This window comes from Pseudomonas sp. S2_B07, from assembly GCF_054668435.1.
In genome coordinates this window covers 22,370-41,595 of record NZ_CP162769.1, presented here as the reverse complement: position 1 = coordinate 41,595, position 19,226 = coordinate 22,370, and the positions used below count along the sequence as shown (strand labels likewise).

The window sequence follows — 19,226 nt, the reverse complement described above, 5'->3', positions numbered from 1 at the left end:
GGCTCCTATCGGCGAATCGCCAGACGCTGTTCGAGGTAACGCAGCATCATGGCAATGAGGTAACAGGCCGCCACATAGAGCGCCGTGGTCACCAGCCAGGTTTCAATCACCCGGTAGCTCTCGACATTGATCTTGCGCGCGTAATAGGTCAGCTCCGGCACCGCGATCGCAGCGGCCAGCGAAGTGTCCTTGAACAGCGAAATAAAGTTGTTCGACAAGGCCGGCAGCACATTGCGCAGCATCACCGGGACGGTGACGTAAGCCTTGACCTGCCACTCGCCGAGGCCGATGGCGAGCCCGGCTTCACGCTGGCCCTTGGGAATGCTCAACAAACCGCCACGGAACACTTCGGTCAGATACGCCCCGGCGTAGAGCGACAGGGTGATGATGAACGACGGGATCTTGTCCAGACGAATGCCCAGGCTCGGCAAGGCAAAGTAGATCAACAGAATCAACACCAGAATCGGCGTATTACGGATCACCGTCACATACACCGACGCCAGCACCCGCAATGCGCGGTGCTTCGAGAGCAAAGCAAACGCCATCATCAGGCCGATCACGCAACCGATGGCGATCGACACCAGCGCCAGCTCAAGACCCAGACCGAGCCCCGCCAGCAAGGTGTCGAAATCGCGCCACACGGCGGCAAAGTTCAACTGATAGTTCATGGTCAGCAGTACCTTGAACGGGGCGCGTTACAAGCGCCCCGCTCTCACGGGATCATTTGAATTCGACAGGGAAACCGATGGCTGGAGTCGGCAGATCGACACCGAACCATTGTTTGAAGGACGCCGCATAGGTCGGGAACTCAACGCCGGTCATGGCTTCATGCAGGGTGGTGTTGACGAAGTTCAGCCAGTCCTGATCACCGCGTTTAACTGCACAGGCGTAGGTTTGCGGGCTCCAGGCGTAAGTCGGGCTGCGGTAGCGGCCAGGGTTCTGCACCATCAGGTATTTCACCGACGACTGATCGGTGGCGGCGGCATCGGCACGGCCCGAGTTCACGGCCTGGTACATCAGGTCCACGCTGTCGTATTGATCGACCTTGGCCTTGGGTAACGCCTGGTGCACCAGCTCTTCGGCGTATACGTTCTGCAAGACCGCCACGGTCACGCTGTCGTTGGCAGCCTTGAGGTCTTCGATTTCCTTGTACTTGCTGTTCGCCGGCAGCAGCAGGCCGACACCTTCGCGGTAGTACGGCAGGGTGAACGCCACCTGCTGCGCACGACTGGCGGTGACGGTGATGAACTGGCAACTGATGTCGACCTTGTCGGTCAGCAGGTTGGGAATCCGCGCATCGGACGACTGCACCACAAACTCGACTTTGGTCGGATCGTTGAACAACCCCTTGGCAATCATCCGCCCGATATCGATATCGAACCCCTGCAACTTGCCATCCGCTCCCTGGAAGTGCCACGGCGCATTGGTACTGCCCGTGCCCACAATCAATTTTCCACGGGCCAGCACGCTATCGAGCTTACTGTCCGCCGCCTGGGCCACGCCCATGGCAGCGGCGGTAGCCGCGAGAACAAAAACACACGCTTTTAACAAGGAAGGTCGGCGATGCATGGCAAGCACTCCAGGATGATGTTTATTCCGCTATACCGGACATAGGTATGTAACAACGGAATAGACAGCAGAAAGTGTGCCACAGGTTGCGGAGAGAATGTTGGGGAGATTGAAAATCGATTTGAATCAACGGGATGGGAAAAACACTGAGGGATCTGTTACCAAACGCACGCGAGGGGAAGCGCTACCGTTGGCTACAGCGTGCGGGTACTTGCACCACAATTGGAGATGAATGACCGAAATTGACGCAGCGTGTCACCTGTAATTTCTGACAGTAGACCCGCCCCCGCTCCCTCCTTTAACGTCGACAAACCTCGATGGTCGTTGTGAAAAGGAGATTTTCAATGGGCTCGACACATCACTTGGCATCGCTCGCCCCGGTCTACCGCAAGGCGCTGAAAACCTGGCGCCCGGTGATCCTGTATTTCGGCGATGAACACTGTCCGGCCTGTGAATGGGCAGAACCGGTCTTTCGCGAAGTCGCCCTACGCTATCGTCATCACGCGAACATTTATGTATTGAACACCCGTGAATCACCGCGGCACCCGAACGTTACCGGCACACCGACGGTGTTGTTCTTCAAGGACGGGCGATTGCGGAAGAAGCTCAAGGGCATTGGCACCCGAGAGACGCTGGAGGAGGATTTCGCCAGCCATGTTGGCAGGCTCAGGCCGCGATACGTGCCGCATAAAACGCGTCACGATCTGGCGTGGTTGCGCCAGACGTTGCGCGGGTTGTGTACGGTGCCTCGGGCGTTAGAGCGGTTGAATTGTCGTAGTGGGTGTTAGGGCTTGGGAGCGATGGGGTTTGGCAGGACGCTATCGCGAGCCAGCTCGCTCCCACATTGGATCTCCAGTGCTCACACGACCCGTGTGGGCGTGAGCCTGCTCGCGAACAGGCCCTGAATCCCGGAAAAAACTAGCGGTCGATACACACCAGCAGCACCCGCGTCACCCGCCGCTCCTCAACGGCCACCACTCTCATTCGCCAGCCCTGCCACTCCAGGCTGTCGCCGATCACCGGCAATCGATCCAGCAAGCTCACGACCAACCCGGCCAGGGTCTGATAGTCCTCAGTAGGCTCAGCCACGAATCCGGTCTGCTGTCGAACCCGTGTCAGGTTCAACGCACCGCTGACCAAAAAACCGCCTTGCTCTTCCACCACGTCCGGGCCTTCGATTTCGCTGGCGTCGGGCAGTTCGCCGGCAATCGATTCCAGAATGTCGGTCATGGTCAACACACCCACAAAGTCACCGAATTCATTGACCACGAATGCAATGTGCGTCGAGGCCTGGCGCATCTGCTCCAGCGCATTGAGGATGGAGTAGCTGTCCAGCAAGTTAACGGTCTTGCGCGCCAACTGCTCCAGATCCGGTTCGTTGCCGGCCAGGTATTCGTTGAGCAACTCCTTCTTGTGCACGAAGCCCAGCGGCTCGTCCACCGCGCCGTCACGGATCAACGGCAAGCGCGAATAGGACGAATGCATCAGCCGCGTACGAATGGTAGGCGCATCATCGGCCAGGTCGATGTAATCAACGTCGGCACGCACGGTCATCAACGTTCGGATCGGCCGTTCGGCCAGTTGCAGTACGCCGCTGATCATCACCCGCTCGCGGCGGTCGAACAGTGCTTCGCCCGGTGCGTCGCCGTTGTCCAGCAGGTCGGCAACCTCCTCACCGACTTCCTCCACCGCCATGCTGCGACCGCCGAGCAAACGCAACACCGCATGGGCCGTTCGCTCGCGCATGGGCCGCAGTCCCTGCAGGGATTTCTTGCGGCGAGCGCGGGCGATCTGGTTGAACACTTCGATCAGGATCGAGAAACCGATGGCCGCATACAGATAGCCTTTGGGAATGTGGAAACCCAACCCTTCGGCCGTCAACGCGAAGCCGATCATCATCAAGAAGCCCAGACAGAGCATGATCACTGTCGGGTGCGCGTTGACGAACCGGGTCAACGGCTTGCTGGCGACGATCATCAGGCCGATGGAGATGATCACCGCGATCATCATCACCGCCAGTTCATCGACCATACCCACAGCGGTAATCACTGCGTCGAGGGAGAACACCGCGTCGAGCACCACAATCTGCGCCACGATCGGCCAGAACATCGCATATGCGGCGTTGGCCGAGCGCTGGCCGACATGGCCTTCGAGCCGTTCGTGCAATTCCATGGTGGCCTTGAACAGCAGGAACACTCCACCGAACAGCATGATCAGGTCACGACCGGAGAAGCTCTTGTCGAACACCTCGATCAGCGGCTGCGTCAAGGTGACCAGCCACGAGATACTCGCCAGCAAGCCCAGGCGCATGATCAGCGCCAACGACAAACCAATGATTCGCGCACGGTCGCGCTGCTCGGGCGGCAATTTGTCCGCAAGGATCGCGATAAACACCAGGTTGTCGATGCCGAGCACCAGCTCCAGCACAATCAACGTCAATAAGCCCAGCCAAGCGGTGGGGTCAGCTAACCATTCCATAAAAACGTCTCGATCTCTTCAGTGAATTCAGAATGCCAGGCACGGCAAGGCGCGGCGCAGAGGCCGTGGGATTGCAATGACAAAGTGTTTTGAATGTCGAAAGACCGGGTGTTTCAAGAGCGCGCAATGGCGCGATGAGGAAGGATAACCGGGAGGCTCCAAGAGGGTGTTCATGCAAGTCCTGAAAGACAAAAGGACTTGGATCGTACAGGCGAAACCGATAATTCCTACAATCGAAAATCATTTCAAAATTTGTAGTCAGCCTGGAATAAACCCTGACCGGGCTCGTCGTACTGCCACTGAAATCGTTCAGTAGCCACCACGAGAGCCCCGCCATGAAAAGCCTCCTGTCCGCGCTGTTTCTGATTGCCTTCAGCGGCACTGCCGCCGCTGCGTCTGCCGCCACCGCCAGCCCCTCGAATGTCGAGGACTACAACTATTCGACACCGTTGAATATCGCCAAGGTCGTCAACATCACCCGCGGCGACTATTGCGGCATTGGCCCACGGGAGATGACCTACGTCGACACCAAGGGCGCCACCCATGTCTTGCGCTATCAAGCGTTCGGTGATTCGTGCATCGATCAGAATTGATGTTTGAGCGACGCCATCACCCGCTCGGCATTCGCCTCACAGGCTATCCCCTCAGGCCGCGCCTGGATGCCTTCAATCACCCCCAGCAACTTCGCCTTGCTCTGTGCCAGGTGAAGTTGCATCTGTTCGATCTGCTCGACCTTGCGCAGCAGCCCCGCCAATAATTCTTCGTGCTTGAACTCGCCCGTCACCGTATCCGGCAACAATTGCTTCAGCTCTTCAAGGCTGAACCCGGCCTGCTGCGCGCACTGGATGATCATCAGCGTTTGCAGGACTTGTGCGGGATAATGCCGGTAGCCGTTGGCCGAGCGCTCTACCTGACGAATCAATCCCTGAGACTCGTAAAAGCGAATGCGCGATGCATTCAATCCGCTCAACTGCGCCAATTCACCAATCTTCATCCCGGCCTCATTTGCCTGCTTGACATTAAAGTTAACTTTAAGCTTAGCCTCTGCTCTTCACTGATGAGGAGTCAAGCATGTCGCCCTTCCAAGCGTTGAATCTGCCCAACGGCCAGACCGTCGGCAATCGTATTGCCAAAGCCGCCATGGAAGAAAATCTCGCCGACACCGGGCAAGCACCGTCAGGCGCATTGTTTCAGCTGTATCAGGCCTGGGCCGAGGGCGAAGCGGGCCTGTTGCTGACCGGCAATGTGATGATCGACCGCCGCGCCATGACGGGTCCCGGCGGCGTGGTGCTGGAAGATGAACGCGATCTGCAGCGCTTTCGTCAGTGGGCGACGATCGGGCGTTCCGGTGGCGCGCAGTTCTGGATGCAGCTCAATCATCCCGGTCGCCAAACCATGGCCAACCTCGGTCAACCAGCCTGGGCACCCTCTGCCGTCGCACTGGACCTGGGCGCGTTTTCAAAGATGTTCGCCGAGCCCAAACCGATGTCCGAAGACGATATCGCCCAAGTGATCGCACGCTTCGCCACCAGCGCGGCCCTCGCGGAAAAGGCCGGGTTCACGGGCGTGCAGGTTCATGCGGCCCACGGTTACCTGATCAGCCAGTTCCTCTCGCCGTTGACCAATCACCGCACCGACCATTGGGGCGGCTCACTGGAGAACCGCGCGCGCTTGTTGCTGGACGTGGTCCGCGCCGTTCGCCGCGCGGTCTCACCGCAGTTTTGCGTGTCGGTGAAACTCAACTCTGCTGACTTCCAGAGAGGCGGCTTTGACGCCGACGATGCTCGCCAAGTGATTGTGTGGCTCAACGAGCAACGCATCGACCTGCTGGAGCTCTCCGGCGGCAGCTACGAAGCGCCGGCGATGCAAGGCGAAGCCCGCGACGGCCGGACGTTGGCACGTGAAGCCTACTTCCTGGAAATGGCCGCTGAACTGGCCAGCGTCGCGCACATGCCGGTGATGGTGACAGGCGGCATTCGGCGCCTGGCCATCGTCCAGCAGGTGCTCGACAGCGGCATCGCCATGGCAGGTATCGGCACGGCACTGGCGGTTGAACCGCAGTTGGTCAAACACTGGCGCGAAGGCCGCAACAGCCATCCGCAATTGCCGCCGATTCTATGGAAGCGCAAACCGTTGGCCGCACTGGCGAACATGGCAGTGGTGAAGTTTCAGCTGCATCAATTGAGCCGCGGGCGCAAGCCTCGTCCTCAGGTCTGGGCGGTGTGGGCGTTGATTCTTGACCGGCTGTACATAGGCCGGCGTACGCGGCAGTACCGTCAGGCGATGGGTAAATAGATTTAGACCGAGTTGCATGTTCGCGATGGGGCCAGGACAGCCAGTCAATCACTCAACCAGGAATCAGCTCATCAATGTGCCGATAATCCGCTTGCAGCTCTGCCGCCAACTGCTTCGCCCGGCCCAACCGGATCGGCCCGCGCTCGATATCAATCAGCAGGCTGGGGCATTCCAGCGCTGGCAACAATGACCACTCCTTCAATCGCCCATCAGTCAGCAACAACACACGCAGCTGTTCCGCCGGAAAGCGCTTTTTGCGCGTCGCCAACCAACGCCCCGCCTCACCCAGCGCCGCCAACACTGGCGTGCCACCGCTGGCGCCCAACCCATCAAGCCAGGTCCGCAGTCCGCTGGACGCTTTCAAGCCTTGCACCTGCCATTTCGGCACATTGCCGCTGGCCGTCAACAACGCCAGGCGCGCACGCTGACGGTAGGCATCGTCAAACAGCTGCGCCAGCAACCCCTTCGCATCACTCAACGCCTGATGTCGGCGAGTCGAGGCGGAGGCGTCGACAATCACCAGCCACAGCTCATGGGCGCTTCGAGTGCGAAGGTGGAACAACACGTCGCTGCGCTGACGAGGCTGACCATTGAGCAAGGTGCCGGGCCAGTTGATCGAGCCGCTGCGTGCAGCATGGCGTTTGCCCTGTTTGCCGTTGTCCAGCCGTCCTGTACGGGGTCTGGCATTCGCCCCCGCGTCAGATCGAGGGCGAATGCCTAGGGCTTTTTTGGCCAGCTCGGCACTTCACGGCGGGCGCCAACCGGCAGCGCCTGGGCGGGCATTTCACCCCATTGCCCCTGGCCTTCGCTCGGGGCGGACTGTTGCGGGGATGGCGCCTGACTGTGCTGCGGGGCCGGCGGTGATTGCTCGCGGCGGCGATGGCGCAAGGCGAATTCAGCGACGGCGTCGATATCGTCCTCACTGATCGCGTTCGCACCGCGCCACGCAGCGTGGGCGCGAGCCGCACGCAGCCACACCAGGTCAGCGCGCAAGCCATCGACGCCGGCAGCAAAGCAGCGCTCAGTGATCAGCGCCAACGCTTGATCGTCGAGCGGGATGCTCGGCAAGAGGCGGCGGGCCTTCTCGCACCGTTCGCGCAGCGATTGCTGCGGGTGTTCCCACTGCGCGCAAAAGCGCTGCGGATCGCTGTCGAAATCCAGGCGCCGACGGATGATCTGCCCGCGCTCGATCGGTGCGGTGTGGCCGCTGAGCGCGACGTTCAGGCCAAAGCGGTCGAGCAATTGCGGACGCAGTTCGCCTTCTTCCGGGTTCATGGTGCCGATCAGCACAAACTTCGCCGAATGCCGATGGGAAATACCATCACGCTCGATCAGGTTGGTGCCGCTGGCGGCGACGTCGAGCAACAGGTCCACGAGGTGGTCGGGCAGCAGGTTGACCTCGTCGACGTAGAGCACGCCACCATCGGCCTTCGCCAGTACGCCGGGAGAGAATTGCGCACGCCCGTCGCTCAGCGCGGCATCGAGGTCGAGGGTGCCGACCAGACGTTCTTCCGTGGCGCCCAGCGGCAAGGTGACGAACTGACCGCTGGCCAGCAGGTCCGCGAGGCCCCGAGCCAGGGTGGATTTGGCCATGCCGCGCGGACCTTCGATCAGCACGCCGCCGATTTTCGGGTCGATGGCGGTCAGGTACAGGGCGAGCTTCAAGTCGTCGGCGCCGACCACGGCGGATAAGGGGAAATGCGGGGTGTCGGTCATGTCGAGTCTCGTGTGTGGTCGGTGATGTGATCGTTTCCACGCTTTGCGTGGGAACGATCATGCCCTCATGAATCTTCTTCTATATCCAGCAGCAGGTTTTCCAGGGCCTCGCGGTACTCGCCCGGCTCCTGCCACATCCCCCGCTGCTGCGCTTCCAGCATCCGTTCGGTCATGTCGCGCAAGGCATGCGGATTGTGCTCGCGAACAAACTCGCGCGTCGCCGGGTCGAGCAAATAGGCATCAGCCAGCAACGCGTACTGGTGATCGTCAATCAGCTGCGTCGTCGCGTCGAAGGCAAACAGGTTATCGACCGTCGCCGCCAGTTCAAACGCGCCTTTGTAGCCGTGACGCTTGACCCCGTCGATCCACTTTGGATTGGCCGCCCGGGAGCGGATCACCCGGTTCAGTTCTTCTTTCAAGGTGCGGATCTTCGGCAGATCCGGCTGACTGTGATCGCCGTGGTAACTGGCCGCTGTTTCACCGCTAAGGCTTTCCACGGCAGCAAGCATGCCGCCCTGGAACTGGTAATAGTCGTTGGAATCGAGCACGTCGTGCTCACGGTTGTCCTGGTTTTGCAGCACCGCTTGCACCTGACTCAAGCGCTGGGCGAATTGTTCGCGGGCGGCGGTGCCTTCGTCGGAACCGCCATAAGCATAGCCGCCCCAATTCAGGTAAACCTCGGCCAGGTCTTCACGGCTTTGCCACAGGCGCCCGTCGATGGCGCCCTGCACACCGGCGCCGTAGGCACCGGGCTTGGCACCAAAAATTCGCCAACCGGCCTGACGGTTCGCGGCGTCTTCATCCAGGCCCGATTGCATCAGCGCTTCACGCTCGGCACGCACTTTGGCGGCCAAGGGGTTGAGGTCGTCGGGTTCATCCAGCGCTGCGACCGCTTGCACCGCCGCATCGAACAGACGGATCAGGTTGGCAAACGCATCGCGAAAGAACCCGGAAACACGCAGGGTCACGTCCACACGCGGGCGGTCGAGCAAGCTCAGCGGCAGGATTTCGAAATCGTCGACCCGCTGACTGCCCGTGGCCCAGACCGGGCGCACGCCCATCAGCGCCATGGCCTGGGCGATGTCGTCGCCGCCGGTGCGCATGGTCGCGGTGCCCCACACTGACAGGCCGAGCTGGCGCAGGTGATCGCCATGGTCTTGCAGGTGTCGTTCGAGGATCAGGTTGGCGGACTGGAAACCGATGCGCCACGCAGTGGTGGTGGGCAGGTTGCGCACGTCGACCGAATAGAAATTGCGCCCGGTTGGCAGCACGTCCAGGCGACCGCGACTGGGTGCGCCGCTCGGGCCGGCGGGGACGAAGCGGCCGTTCAAGGCGTCGAGCAGACCGCGCATTTCGGCTGGGCCGCAGGCGTCAAGGCGTGGGGCGACGACTTCGCACAAATTGTCGAGGATGGCGTGCACTTCCGCCCAACCCGGCTCACTCCTACAAGGTCCGGGTTCGGTCGACAACGTTTGGGTAATGAGTTGAGCGGCGAACAATTCCAGGCGTTCACGGGTATCCCCCGCCGTGCGCCAGGCTTCATCGGTGAGGGTTTGCAGTTCAATGGGACGCGGCCCGCTCCAAGTCTCGGCCAGCGCACAATCCAGCGGATCGAACCCCAACTCGAACGCCTTGGCCAATGCCCGCAGCAAACTCGATTGCGCGCCACGCCCATCGCCACGCGGAATCCGCAGCAAAGCCAGCAAGGTGTCGATGCGCAACCGCCCTCTCGGTGATTCACCAAAGATGTGCAAACCATCGCGAATCTGCGACTCCTTCAAATCGCACAAATACGTGTCCAGTCGCGGCAACCAGATCGCCGCGTCGGCATCGCTGTCGAGTTTTTCGTCCAGTTGCAGCTCACGATCAATGTGCGTGTCGCGCACCAGTTGCAGGATGTCGCGCTGCAATTCACGGGCGCGGCGCGGATCGAGCAGTTGCGCTTCGTAATACTCGTCGGCCAGCAGCTCAAGGTTGCGCAGTGGGCCGTAGGTTTCAGCGCGCGTCAGCGGCGGCATCAGGTGGTCGATGATCACCGCTTGGGTGCGGCGCTTGGCCTGCGCGCCCTCGCCCGGATCGTTGACGATAAACGGGTAGATGTTCGGCAGCGGCCCGAGCAACGCATCCGGCCAGCAGCTTTCCGAGAGCCCGACGCCTTTGCCCGGCAACCATTCGAGGTTGCCGTGTTTGCCGACGTGGATCACACCGTGGGCGCCATAGGTGTTGCGCAGCCAGAAGTAGAACGCCAGATAACCGTGGGGCGGCACCAGGTCCGGGTCGTGATAGACCGCGCTCGGGTCCACCTGATAGCCGCGCGCCGGTTGAATGCCGACGAAGGTCAGGCCAAAACGCAGGCCGGCAATCATCATCCGTTCGCCACGGTACATCGGGTCGTTTTCAGGCGTACCCCAGCGTTCCAGCACGGCCTGGCGATTGGCCTCGGGCAAGGCGTCGAACATCCGCTGGTATTCGTCCAGCGCAAGGCTTTGATGACACGGACGCTGGTCGAGCGTGTCAAGGTCGTTGCTGACGCCGCCAAGCAATTGCTGGATCAACGCGGTGCCACTGTCCGGTAATTCGGCCGGCAACGGATAACCTTCTTGATGCAGCGCACGCAGGATGTTCAACGCGGCGGCTGGCGTGTCGAGGCCGACACCATTACCGATTCGCCCATCGCGGGTCGGGTAGTTGGCGAGAATCAGGGCGATGCGTTTTTCGCGGTTCGGCACCCGCGCCAGATCGATCCAGCGCCGCGCCAGTTCAGCGACGAAATCCATGCGTTCCGGTTGCGGTCGATAACACACCACGTCCGACTGACTGCGCTCGCTGCGCCACGCCAGGTCCTTGAAGCTGATCGGGCGGCTGATGATCCGACCGTCCAGTTCCGGCAGCGCGATGTGCATCGCCAGGTCGCGCGGGCCTAGGCCCTGCTCGCTGGCGCGCCAACCGGGTTCGTTGTCCTGGGCGCATATCGCCTGGATCACCGGGATGTTGCGGCGAAAGGGTCGCAGATGCGGCGCTTCGGGACTGGATTGGGCAAAACCGGTGGTGTTCAGAATCACCCCCGCCTCGACTTCATCCAGCCAATCCTCGACCACCGTCAGGCAGCCGGGCTCTTTCAAACTGGCCACGGCCATCGGCAAAGGGTTTAACCCGGCCGCTTGCAAACGCTGGCAGAAAACATCGATGAAAGCGGTATTGGCCGCTTGCAAATGCGAGCGGTAAAACAGCACTGCCGCCACCGGTTGATCGGCTTGCCAGTCGGCCTGCCAATCCTTCAGTTCAGCCGGACTTTTGTGCGGGTGGTAAATCGCTGTGCGCGGCAGGACTTGCGGCTCGGCCCACGCGTAATCGCGGTCCAGCCAGCGAGTGGCGAGGCAGCGGAAAAAGTCCAGGGCATTGCCCATGCCGCCCTGACGCAAAAACTGCCAGAGCCGATCACGGTCGCAGGCCTCGACGGTGCTGAGGTCGCTGAGTTCCGGGTCCGGACGATCATCGCCGGGCACCAGAATCAGTTGCACGCCTCGCTCGGACAATTGCACCAGCCGCTCGACGCCATAACGCCAGTAGGCAATGCCGCCGTGCAGCGAGATCAGGATCACCTTGGCGTGGCGCAGCACTTCATCGACATACAAATCGACCGAGGCGTGATTCTGCACCTGCATCGGGTTGGCCAAACGTACGCTCGGGTAGTCGTCGGGCAGTTGCTGCGCGGCTTCGGCCAGCAGCGCCAGGCTGGAATCGCCGCTGCACAGGATCACCAGCTCGGCGGGGGTTTGTCCGAGGTCGGCGATGTTGTCATCCGACACAAAACCGCCGGGCTGGGTCCTGAGCAGGTGCATGGCTTAAACGCTGAGCGCAGCGCGCAATTGCGCTTCGAGTTCGGTGGCGTCCAGTTCCTGGCCGATCAGCACCAGGCGCGTGGTGCGTCCTTCCTCGACTCCCCACTGGCGGTCGAAGTGCTTGTCGAAACGTGTGCCCACGCCCTGAATCAGCAAGCGCATTGGTTTGTTCGGGATTGCCGCGAAACCTTTGATACGCAGGATGCCGTGCTTGACCACCAGTTGCGTCAGGGCGTCCATCAGCAGGCTTTCGTCGGCTTGCGGCAGCTCAATGGAGATCGAATCGAACGCGTCGTGGTCGTGATCGTCTTCACCTTCATGGTGATGATCGTGGTGACTGTGACGGCTGTCGATGTGTTCTTCGGAGCCGGCGCCGAGGCCGATCAACACGTCCAGTGGCAGGCGACCACTGCTGGCTTCGATGACTTTCACTGCAGGCGGCAGTTCTTCGGCGACTTCGAGGCGTACGCGGGCCAGGTCTTCAGGGCTGATCAGGTCGGCCTTGTTGAGGATCACCAGGTCGGCGCTGGCCAGTTGGTCGGCGAACAGTTCGTGCAGCGGCGATTCGTGGTCCAGGTTCGGGTCGAGTTTGCGCTGGGCATCCACTTGATCCGGGAACGCGGCGAAGGTGCCGGCGGCCACGGCCGGGCTATCGACCACGGTGATCACTGCGTCAACGGTGCAGGCGCTGCGGATTTCTGGCCACTGGAAGGCCTGGACCAGCGGCTTTGGCAGGGCCAGGCCCGAGGTTTCGATGAGGATGTGATCGAGGTCGCCGCGACGGGCCACCAGTTCGCGCATCACCGGGAAGAATTCTTCCTGGACGGTGCAACACAGGCAGCCGTTGGCCAGTTCGTAGACGCGACCGTTGGCTTCTTCTTCGGTGCAGCCGATGGAGCACTGCTTGAGGATTTCGCCGTCGATGCCCAGCTCGCCGAACTCGTTGACGATCACCGCAATGCGACGGCCTTGGGCGTTGTCGAGCATGTGCCGCAGCAAGGTGGTTTTGCCCGAGCCGAGGAAGCCGGTAACGATGGTGACGGGGAGTTTGGCCAGTGTTTTCATCGGATGCCCTTTGGCAAGGTGGCGGGCATACGGGACGACGACCGCAGCAGCACACGCTGCGCGGAAGATTTCGCCACCGGATCACCCCGCCCGGTTGAAAGTCAGAATCTGTGTCGAGGCAGGTCTCCTGGCTGACGGCTGGCCAGTCGTTTGACTGGCGGTTTCTGCGCCTTCCCGCTCGCGCCATGGCTGGCGCATGCAGTGGCATGGCAGAAACTGAACCGTTCACAGTTGCGGGGGCAGCCGCGGCATTGACCGCGTTCCCTTCTTAGCTTCGGCAAACGCCGAAGAACCTCGAAAGCGCAAGGCTACGCATCGCGCTGGGGCGGGTCAATGTCTTGTGGCGGCCATTAGGACGCTATGGCGTCGACACGGTCCCAAGTTGAGAACCCTTGCCAATTGACGCGAATCCCCCGCCCATGCTCTCCTACGCATCTTGTTACGGGTGCCCTTCACAGGGTGAAACGGGAAACCGGTGAATCATGTGCTTTACTCAAAGCCATGTCAGTCCGGTGCTGCCCCCGCAACGGTAAGCGAGCGAAGCATCAAATCCACTGTGCCAGCAGTTCGGCATGGGAAGGTGATGCTTGCAGGTCAAGGCGAAAGCCTGCGCCCCTCGTGAGCCCGGAGACCGGCCCGCAACACCCAGTGACCGTTACGGTCACTGAACAACAAACCCGCGGTGGGCGGGCGCTGTTTGAACGTCTGCGTGCCCGGCTCGCAGGGGTTTTCCATGCGCTCTATTCACCCGCTGACAGACCAGAGGGATGCGCCATGTCGATCATCAACAGCACCGCCAGCAACGCCGATAAGAGCACCGCCAGCACCACGTCTACCCTGACCCAACGCCTGACTGCCGCCATCTGCGCGTCGATCCTGGGCGCGTGCCTGGTGTATTTCGCCGGTTTCTCGCACATCGAAGCGGTGCACAACGCTGCACACGATACCCGTCACAGCTCTGCGTTCCCGTGCCATTGAGAGCTCTCGACATGATCAAGCGTATTGCGCAAACCGCAGGGTTTACCGGGCTGCTGGCCGCCCTGCTGCTGACCTTGCTGCAAAGCTTCTGGGTCGCACCGCTGATTCTTCAAGCGGAAACCTACGAGAAAGCCGAGCCGGCAGTGGTTCAACCCCATGAACACGCCAAAGGCGCCATGGCCGCGCACACCCACGACGCCGAAGCCTGGGAGCCGGAAGACGGCTGGCAGCGCGTGCTGTCGACCACTGGCGGCAATCTGGTGGTGGCCGTTGGTTTCGCCCTGATGCTCGCCGGCCTCTACACCCTGCGTGCACCGACTAAAACGTCTCAAGGCCTGCTCTGGGGTCTGGCCGGTTATGCAACGTTTGTCCTCGCACCGACCCTGGGCCTGCCGCCTGAACTGCCGGGCACCGTTGCGGCGGATCTGGCGCAACGGCAGATCTGGTGGATCGGCACTGCTGCTTCAACCGCTGTCGGTATCGCGCTGATCGTGTTCAGCCGTCACTGGCTGATGAAAGTGCTGGGCGTGGCGATTCTGGCCGTTCCGCACGTGATTGGCGCGCCACAACCGGAAGTGCATTCGATGCTCGCGCCGCAAGCCCTGGAAGCTCAATTCAACATCGCTTCGCAGTTGACCAACGTAGCGTTCTGGCTGGCCCTGGGCCTGATCAGCGCCTGGTTGTTCCGCCGCAAAAGCGATGGCCAATACCACGCATGACTGATGCCAGCACAGCGCCGACGCTAGTGGTCGGCCTGGGCTGCCAGCGCGGCTGCCCCGCGAGCACGCTGCGGGCATTGCTGGATCAGGCGCTACAGGCTCATCAAATCGGGCTTCATGAGATAAAGGCCCTCGCCAGCATTGACCTGAAGCGCGATGAGCCTGGCCTGATCGAACTCGCGGAACAACTCGCACTGCCGTTGATGTTCTTCAGCAGTGAACAATTGGCTGGATATCACACCAGCCTCAGCCATCGTTCCGACATCGCGTTCGAACGCACCGGCTGCTACGGCGTAGCGGAAAGTGCCGCCCTGGCACTGGCCGAACAGCTGGCTCAGGCTCCGGTAAAACTGCTGATCTGCCGACAAAAATACGCGCAAGCAACCCTGGCATTGGCCGGCGCTGCGTAAAATCCCCGATAATCGCGCATTCGATCATGAGCAATCTTCATCTGAAGCGTTGCCCGGCCTCTTTTTTCACAGGAAACGACGATGACCGTCTACTTCATTGGCGCGGGTCCCGGCGACCCGGAACTGATCACGGTCAAAGGCCAACGGCTGATTCGCAGCTGCCCGGTGATCATCTATGCCGGCTCACTCGTGCCGGCAGCCGTGCTGGAAGGCCATCGCGCCGAACAGGTGGTCAACAGCGCCGAATTGCACCTGGAACAGATCATTGATCTGATCAATACCGCCCACGCCAACGGTCAGGACGTGGCGCGGGTGCATTCCGGCGATCCGAGCCTGTATGGCGCGATTGGCGAGCAGATTCGCTACCTGCGTGAACTCGACATTCCGTTTGAAATCATTCCTGGCGTGACGGCGACCGCGGCGTGTGCAGCGCTTTTAGGGGCTGAACTGACCTTGCCGGACATCTCGCAAAGCGTGATTCTGACCCGCTATGCCGACAAGACCGCCATGCCGCCGGGCGAGGAACTGGGCAGCCTGGCGCAGCATGGGGCGACCATGGCCATTCATTTGGGCGTGAATCATCTGGAGAAAATCCTCGCTGAGCTGCTGCCGCATTACGGCGCGGACTGCCCGATTGCGGTGATCCACCGGGCGACGTGGCCGGATCAGGATTGGGTGGTGGGAACGCTTGAGGACATTGCCGGGAAGGTCGAGGCCAAAGGGTTTCGGCGCACGGCGTTGATTCTGGTGGGACGGGTGTTGGGGAGTGATCAGTTCAGCGAGTCGTCGCTGTATCGTGCGGGGCATGCGCATCTCTATCGCCCATAGGGCCCCATCGCGAGCAAGCTCGCGATGGGGCCACTGAATTTCACCCATAAAAAAACGGCGCTCACGGGGCGCCGTTTTTCATGTCGCAGCGAACACCTTAGTAGTAGGCGTTTTCTTTCTGCGTGTGGTCAGTCACGTCACGCACACCCTTGAGCTCAGGAATACGCTCAAGCAACGTGCGCTCGATGCCTTCCTTCAGGGTCACGTCCGCCTGACCGCAGCCCTGGCAACCGCCACCGAATTTCAGCACGGCAATGCCGTCTTCAACGACATCGATCAGGCTGACCTGACCGCCGTGGCTCGCCAGCCCCGGGTTGATTTCGGTTTGCAGGTAGTAATTGATGCGCTCATTGACCGGGCTGTCGGCGTTGACCATCGGTACTTTGGCGTTTGGCGCCTTGATGGTCAGCTGGCCGCCCATGCGGTCAGTGGCGTAGTCGACCACCGCATCGTCCAGGAAGGCTTCGCTGAACGAGTCAATGTAAGCGGTGAAGCTTTTGAGCCCCAGCGCCGTGTCTTCAGGTTTTTCTTCGCCCGGCTTGCAGTAGGCAATGCAGGTTTCGGCGTACTGGGTGCCAGGCTGGGTGATAAAGACGCGGATGCCGATGCCCGGGGTGTTCTGCTTGGAGAGCAGGTCAGCCAGGTAATCGTGGGCGGCGTCGGTAATGGTTATAGCGGTCATGGAAACTCCTCGCAGGCTTGGGCGCAGTTTACGCCAATCAACGCGCCGCACAAAGTCCTAGTATTTTTGTCGGGAAAGATTCCGACGATCCCCTGATCCCTGATCCCCTGTGGGAGCGAGCTTGCTCGCGATAGCGTCCTGACAGTCAGCATAAATGTTGATTGATCCGACGCCATCGCGAGCAAGCTCGCTCCCACAGGGGGGTGTCGCGGTGAGTCAGAGGTTTTGGTAGCGGTTCATGTCCAGCACACCCTCTTCCACCGGATCGGTCTCGTGGACATAGCGACTCAGGTCGTGGAAATAGAACCAGAATTGCGGATGACTGCGGCGAATCCCCCAACGTTCGACGATTTTCTCGAAGCCGTCATCGTCCTTGGCGTTTTCCATTGCATCGACGAACGCCGGCACCTGGTCGGCCGGGATGTTGAATATGAAATTCGGGTAACTGCTGAGTACGCCAGGGAAAATCGTCAATGTGTCCAGCCCCGGCTGGTAGCGCAACGATTCACCCAACAGGAACGCCACGTTGCTGTGCGCACGGTTGCGCAGCAGGCTGTAGACCTCGCGCTTGCCGCTCGTCGTTTCGATGCGCAACATCGTCGCTTCCGGCAACTGGTCGATGACCTTCAAGCCCGCCGCCGGCCTCGATGTCAGGCGACTCAAGGCCTGTTCGGCGCCCTGCAAGGCCGGGTCGATGTTCGGTCGCGAGCAATAGGCGCCGTCGCAGCGGTTGATCGGGTCGGGGGTGGCATTGAGCTCGCCGTAACGGACCAGCAACTGTTGGGCGAAGTCGCGCTTGGGGTCCTTCTCGTCGAGTTTCAACGCAGTGGGTTTGTCGTCATCGATGGACTCATAGTCCAGCCACATCTTGAACTTGCCGCTGTTCTGGTACCAATCGTCAAGGTAGGCGTCCCGGGAGTCCGCCGGCATCAGACGCAGGAAGTTCTGCTCGGCGCCGTTACGGATCAGGTCGAAGTACAAACGGGTCTGGGCCTGGTGAGAAACGTTGCCGAACACGTCGAAGTTCACCGCCAATTGATAGTAGGTACGCTCCAGCAACGGGAAGTCGAACAGCCACATCGTTTGCGGCACATCGCCGATCAGGCCTTTGTTCACCGATGCACTGTCAAAGTGCCGGAAGATGCTCAGCAGCGCGTTGTCATTCCCCGCCCACAAGGCCGACCAGCTCGGTGCCGGTACATCGGCGTAGCTGTCCCGACGCAGTGCTTCGTACTCGTTACGCTTGTCGCGGTAGTCATGCCACAGGCTCAAGACACTGCCGACATCATCGTTTTGGCCAGGCATGGCCAGCAACGGCGTCGCCTGGCCGCGGTAGTTGGGATCGATGATATAGAGGTCGTGTTCAGGGGCCTGGAACAGCGCCCAGAAGTTATCGCGGATCACGTCCGTGGCGATCTGGCCACGGCAGACCGGGCCACGAATAAAGGTGCGCACGAAGTATTCGGCGTTATCCAGCATGAACTGGTAGCGCGCCTGCGCCGGGATCGCCTCGAAGGTAGCGAACGGATTGGCCCGCCGTTCAGGTCCGTAACCTGGCGAGGCGTTGACCTGCCAGTCGCCGCTATAGAACAGGCTTTTGACCCGCGCCATCTTCGCCGCACTCAGCGGGTAGGTGATGTGGGTCTTTTGCACAATCACGCCCTGCACCGGCCACAGGCGGTAATACACCTGAGTGCCCGGGTCGTCATTCGGGCGCCGGGTGTTGATCAAGTCAATCGGCTGGCCGGTGGGCGTGCGCGAACGCACCCACTGGAAGAAATGCCCGGGTTCGCCGTCCTTGAAGTAGATATGCGCAAGAAACCAGTGCTCGAACAACCAGCGCGCCACCAGGCTTTGCCGGGAGCCGGGCGCGTTGAGCAGGTTTTCCCATTGCACCACCTCCTGTGCTTCTTTTGCGCTTGGCACCAGCCCGACCTCATCGATCGGCGCACCCGACGCCAGCCAGCGCTGCAACGTCTGATATTGCTGATCGGTCAGGCCGGTGACCGCCAGCGGCATGCCCTCTTTGGGATGGGAACTGGCGTAATTGTCGAACTCTGCGGGCATGGCGCACATGTTTTCCCGGTTCAGACCGAGAACGATGTCTTGCGGTAATTTGATGTTGGGTTGCAATGGGGTTTTGTGGCCCAGTTCCAGCATCCGCGCCATCAACGCGGCCTGACTGCCCTGGGCGTCAAGCATCGGATAGAAGCCCTTCTGGTGCCAGGCGTGCTTGCCGAACGCATCGTAAAACAGCCGCGTCGGTGCCGCAGCGGTACTGCGGTCGCCGTCGTAGACCGTGACTTTCGTGGCGCCCCGCGCCGCCCCTTCACCACTGCCCAGGTTGAGCTGGCAGGGGGCATCGTTGCACGCATGGCAGGCGACGCACTTTTCGGTAAAGATCGGTTGGATGTCGCGGCTGTAGGAAATCGCAGAGGACATGGCCGGACCTTGCGCCGCGGCGCCCCAGCTTAAAAGCAGCATGAAAATGCTGGTGATGACGCGATACGACATATCCCTGGTCCCAATCATGAAAAATCGCGGCGATTCTACCGGTCAGATACCCATACCAACATGAACGATATTCATGCAAAACCGGGTGATGCTCTAAAAGCGCACAGGTTTGCTATGATCCCGCCCCTTC

Annotated in this window: 17 protein-coding genes and 2 riboswitches; of the genes, 7 read left to right on the top strand and 10 right to left on the bottom strand. The window is 60.9% G+C overall.

The genetic code is table 11. The features are described 5' to 3' along the window. Nucleotides 1-5: 5 nt before the first annotated feature. Together AB4N43_RS00170 and AB4N43_RS00165 are read right to left on the bottom strand one after the other, a co-directional pair. The gene (locus tag AB4N43_RS00170) at nucleotides 6-668 is read right to left on the bottom strand and encodes an amino acid ABC transporter permease (protein WP_008015908.1); all 663 of its coding nucleotides are present in this window, start codon (nucleotides 666-668) and stop codon (nucleotides 6-8) included. Nucleotides 669-720: 52 nt separating this feature from the next. Further along, a complete protein-coding gene (locus AB4N43_RS00165) occupies nucleotides 721-1,569 on the bottom strand; it encodes a transporter substrate-binding domain-containing protein (RefSeq protein ID WP_027923780.1) in 849 nt (282 codons plus the stop codon). Nucleotides 1,570-1,913: 344 nt separating this feature from the next. On the opposite strand from AB4N43_RS00165, the gene AB4N43_RS00160 reads away from it, so the two are divergent. Further along, a complete protein-coding gene (locus AB4N43_RS00160; protein WP_059182854.1) occupies nucleotides 1,914-2,357 on the top strand; it encodes a thioredoxin family protein in 444 nt (147 codons plus the stop codon). A 130-nt stretch (nucleotides 2,358-2,487) separates the two neighbouring features. Here the strand turns inward: AB4N43_RS00160 and AB4N43_RS00155 are convergent, their stop codons facing one another. Then, nucleotides 2,488-4,047 (bottom strand): TerC family protein, encoded by a 1,560-nt coding sequence (locus tag AB4N43_RS00155; RefSeq protein WP_027923778.1) that lies wholly within the window; start codon nucleotides 4,045-4,047, stop codon nucleotides 2,488-2,490. 335 nt (nucleotides 4,048-4,382) lie between these two features. Between AB4N43_RS00155 and AB4N43_RS00150 the strand changes: the two genes are divergently transcribed. Further along, nucleotides 4,383-4,640, top strand: coding sequence for a DUF2790 domain-containing protein (locus tag AB4N43_RS00150; RefSeq protein ID WP_059182853.1), 258 nt, complete (start codon nucleotides 4,383-4,385; stop codon nucleotides 4,638-4,640). On the opposite strand, the gene AB4N43_RS00145 is transcribed toward AB4N43_RS00150, so the two are convergent. Then, nucleotides 4,631-5,041, bottom strand: a complete 411-nt coding sequence (locus AB4N43_RS00145; protein ID WP_059182852.1) for a MerR family transcriptional regulator — start codon at nucleotides 5,039-5,041, stop codon at nucleotides 4,631-4,633. The genes AB4N43_RS00150 and AB4N43_RS00145 overlap by 10 nt on opposite strands. A gap of 77 nt (nucleotides 5,042-5,118) precedes the next feature. Between AB4N43_RS00145 and AB4N43_RS00140 the strand changes: the two genes are divergently transcribed. Beyond that, nucleotides 5,119-6,342, top strand: a complete 1,224-nt coding sequence (locus AB4N43_RS00140) for an NADH:flavin oxidoreductase/NADH oxidase family protein (RefSeq protein ID WP_460152689.1) — start codon at nucleotides 5,119-5,121, stop codon at nucleotides 6,340-6,342. 52 nt (nucleotides 6,343-6,394) lie between these two features. Here the strand turns inward: AB4N43_RS00140 and AB4N43_RS00135 are convergent, their stop codons facing one another. From AB4N43_RS00135 to cobW, 4 genes are all read right to left on the bottom strand, one after another. After that, the gene (locus tag AB4N43_RS00135; protein WP_460154185.1) at nucleotides 6,395-7,006 is read right to left on the bottom strand and encodes a vWA domain-containing protein; all 612 of its coding nucleotides are present in this window, start codon (nucleotides 7,004-7,006) and stop codon (nucleotides 6,395-6,397) included. Nucleotides 7,007-7,059: 53 nt separating this feature from the next. Beyond that, the gene (locus tag AB4N43_RS00130; protein ID WP_194940171.1) at nucleotides 7,060-8,058 is read right to left on the bottom strand and encodes an ATP-binding protein; all 999 of its coding nucleotides are present in this window, start codon (nucleotides 8,056-8,058) and stop codon (nucleotides 7,060-7,062) included. A gap of 65 nt (nucleotides 8,059-8,123) precedes the next feature. Next, the gene (gene cobN / locus AB4N43_RS00125; protein ID WP_460152687.1) at nucleotides 8,124-11,900 is read right to left on the bottom strand and encodes a cobaltochelatase subunit CobN; all 3,777 of its coding nucleotides are present in this window, start codon (nucleotides 11,898-11,900) and stop codon (nucleotides 8,124-8,126) included. A gap of 3 nt (nucleotides 11,901-11,903) precedes the next feature. Then, complete coding sequence (gene cobW / locus AB4N43_RS00120) at nucleotides 11,904-12,965, bottom strand: cobalamin biosynthesis protein CobW (RefSeq protein ID WP_460152685.1); 1,062 nt, start codon at nucleotides 12,963-12,965, stop codon at nucleotides 11,904-11,906. Between the two features lie 100 nt (nucleotides 12,966-13,065). Beyond that, nucleotides 13,066-13,277, bottom strand: a riboswitch (cobalamin riboswitch). Nucleotides 13,278-13,391: 114 nt separating this feature from the next. Next, nucleotides 13,392-13,619, top strand: a riboswitch (cobalamin riboswitch). Nucleotides 13,620-13,739: 120 nt separating this feature from the next. Here cobW and AB4N43_RS00115 point away from each other — a divergent pair. From AB4N43_RS00115 to cobM, 4 genes are all read left to right on the top strand, one after another. After that, a complete protein-coding gene (locus AB4N43_RS00115) occupies nucleotides 13,740-13,943 on the top strand; it encodes a CbtB domain-containing protein (protein ID WP_027923770.1) in 204 nt (67 codons plus the stop codon). 11 nt (nucleotides 13,944-13,954) lie between these two features. Next, on the top strand, nucleotides 13,955-14,662 hold the full coding sequence (locus AB4N43_RS00110) for a CbtA family protein (protein WP_410922783.1): 708 nt from the start codon (nucleotides 13,955-13,957) through the stop codon (nucleotides 14,660-14,662). Beyond that, the gene (locus AB4N43_RS00105) at nucleotides 14,659-15,072 is read left to right on the top strand and encodes a cobalamin biosynthesis protein (protein WP_027923768.1); all 414 of its coding nucleotides are present in this window, start codon (nucleotides 14,659-14,661) and stop codon (nucleotides 15,070-15,072) included. The genes AB4N43_RS00110 and AB4N43_RS00105 overlap by 4 nt, the downstream gene beginning before the upstream one ends. Nucleotides 15,073-15,153: 81 nt before the next feature. Beyond that, the gene (gene cobM / locus AB4N43_RS00100) at nucleotides 15,154-15,900 is read left to right on the top strand and encodes a precorrin-4 C(11)-methyltransferase (protein WP_460152682.1); all 747 of its coding nucleotides are present in this window, start codon (nucleotides 15,154-15,156) and stop codon (nucleotides 15,898-15,900) included. Nucleotides 15,901-15,997: 97 nt separating this feature from the next. On the opposite strand, the gene nfuA is transcribed toward cobM, so the two are convergent. Together nfuA and AB4N43_RS00090 are read right to left on the bottom strand one after the other, a co-directional pair. Further along, the gene (gene nfuA / locus AB4N43_RS00095; RefSeq protein WP_007946504.1) at nucleotides 15,998-16,582 is read right to left on the bottom strand and encodes a Fe-S biogenesis protein NfuA; all 585 of its coding nucleotides are present in this window, start codon (nucleotides 16,580-16,582) and stop codon (nucleotides 15,998-16,000) included. A 216-nt stretch (nucleotides 16,583-16,798) separates the two neighbouring features. Continuing rightward, nucleotides 16,799-19,096 carry a fatty acid cis/trans isomerase gene (locus tag AB4N43_RS00090; RefSeq protein WP_460152680.1) on the bottom strand — a complete coding sequence of 766 codons (2,298 nt, stop codon included), beginning with the start codon at nucleotides 19,094-19,096 and terminating at the stop codon, nucleotides 16,799-16,801. Nucleotides 19,097-19,226: the final 130 nt, after the last annotated feature.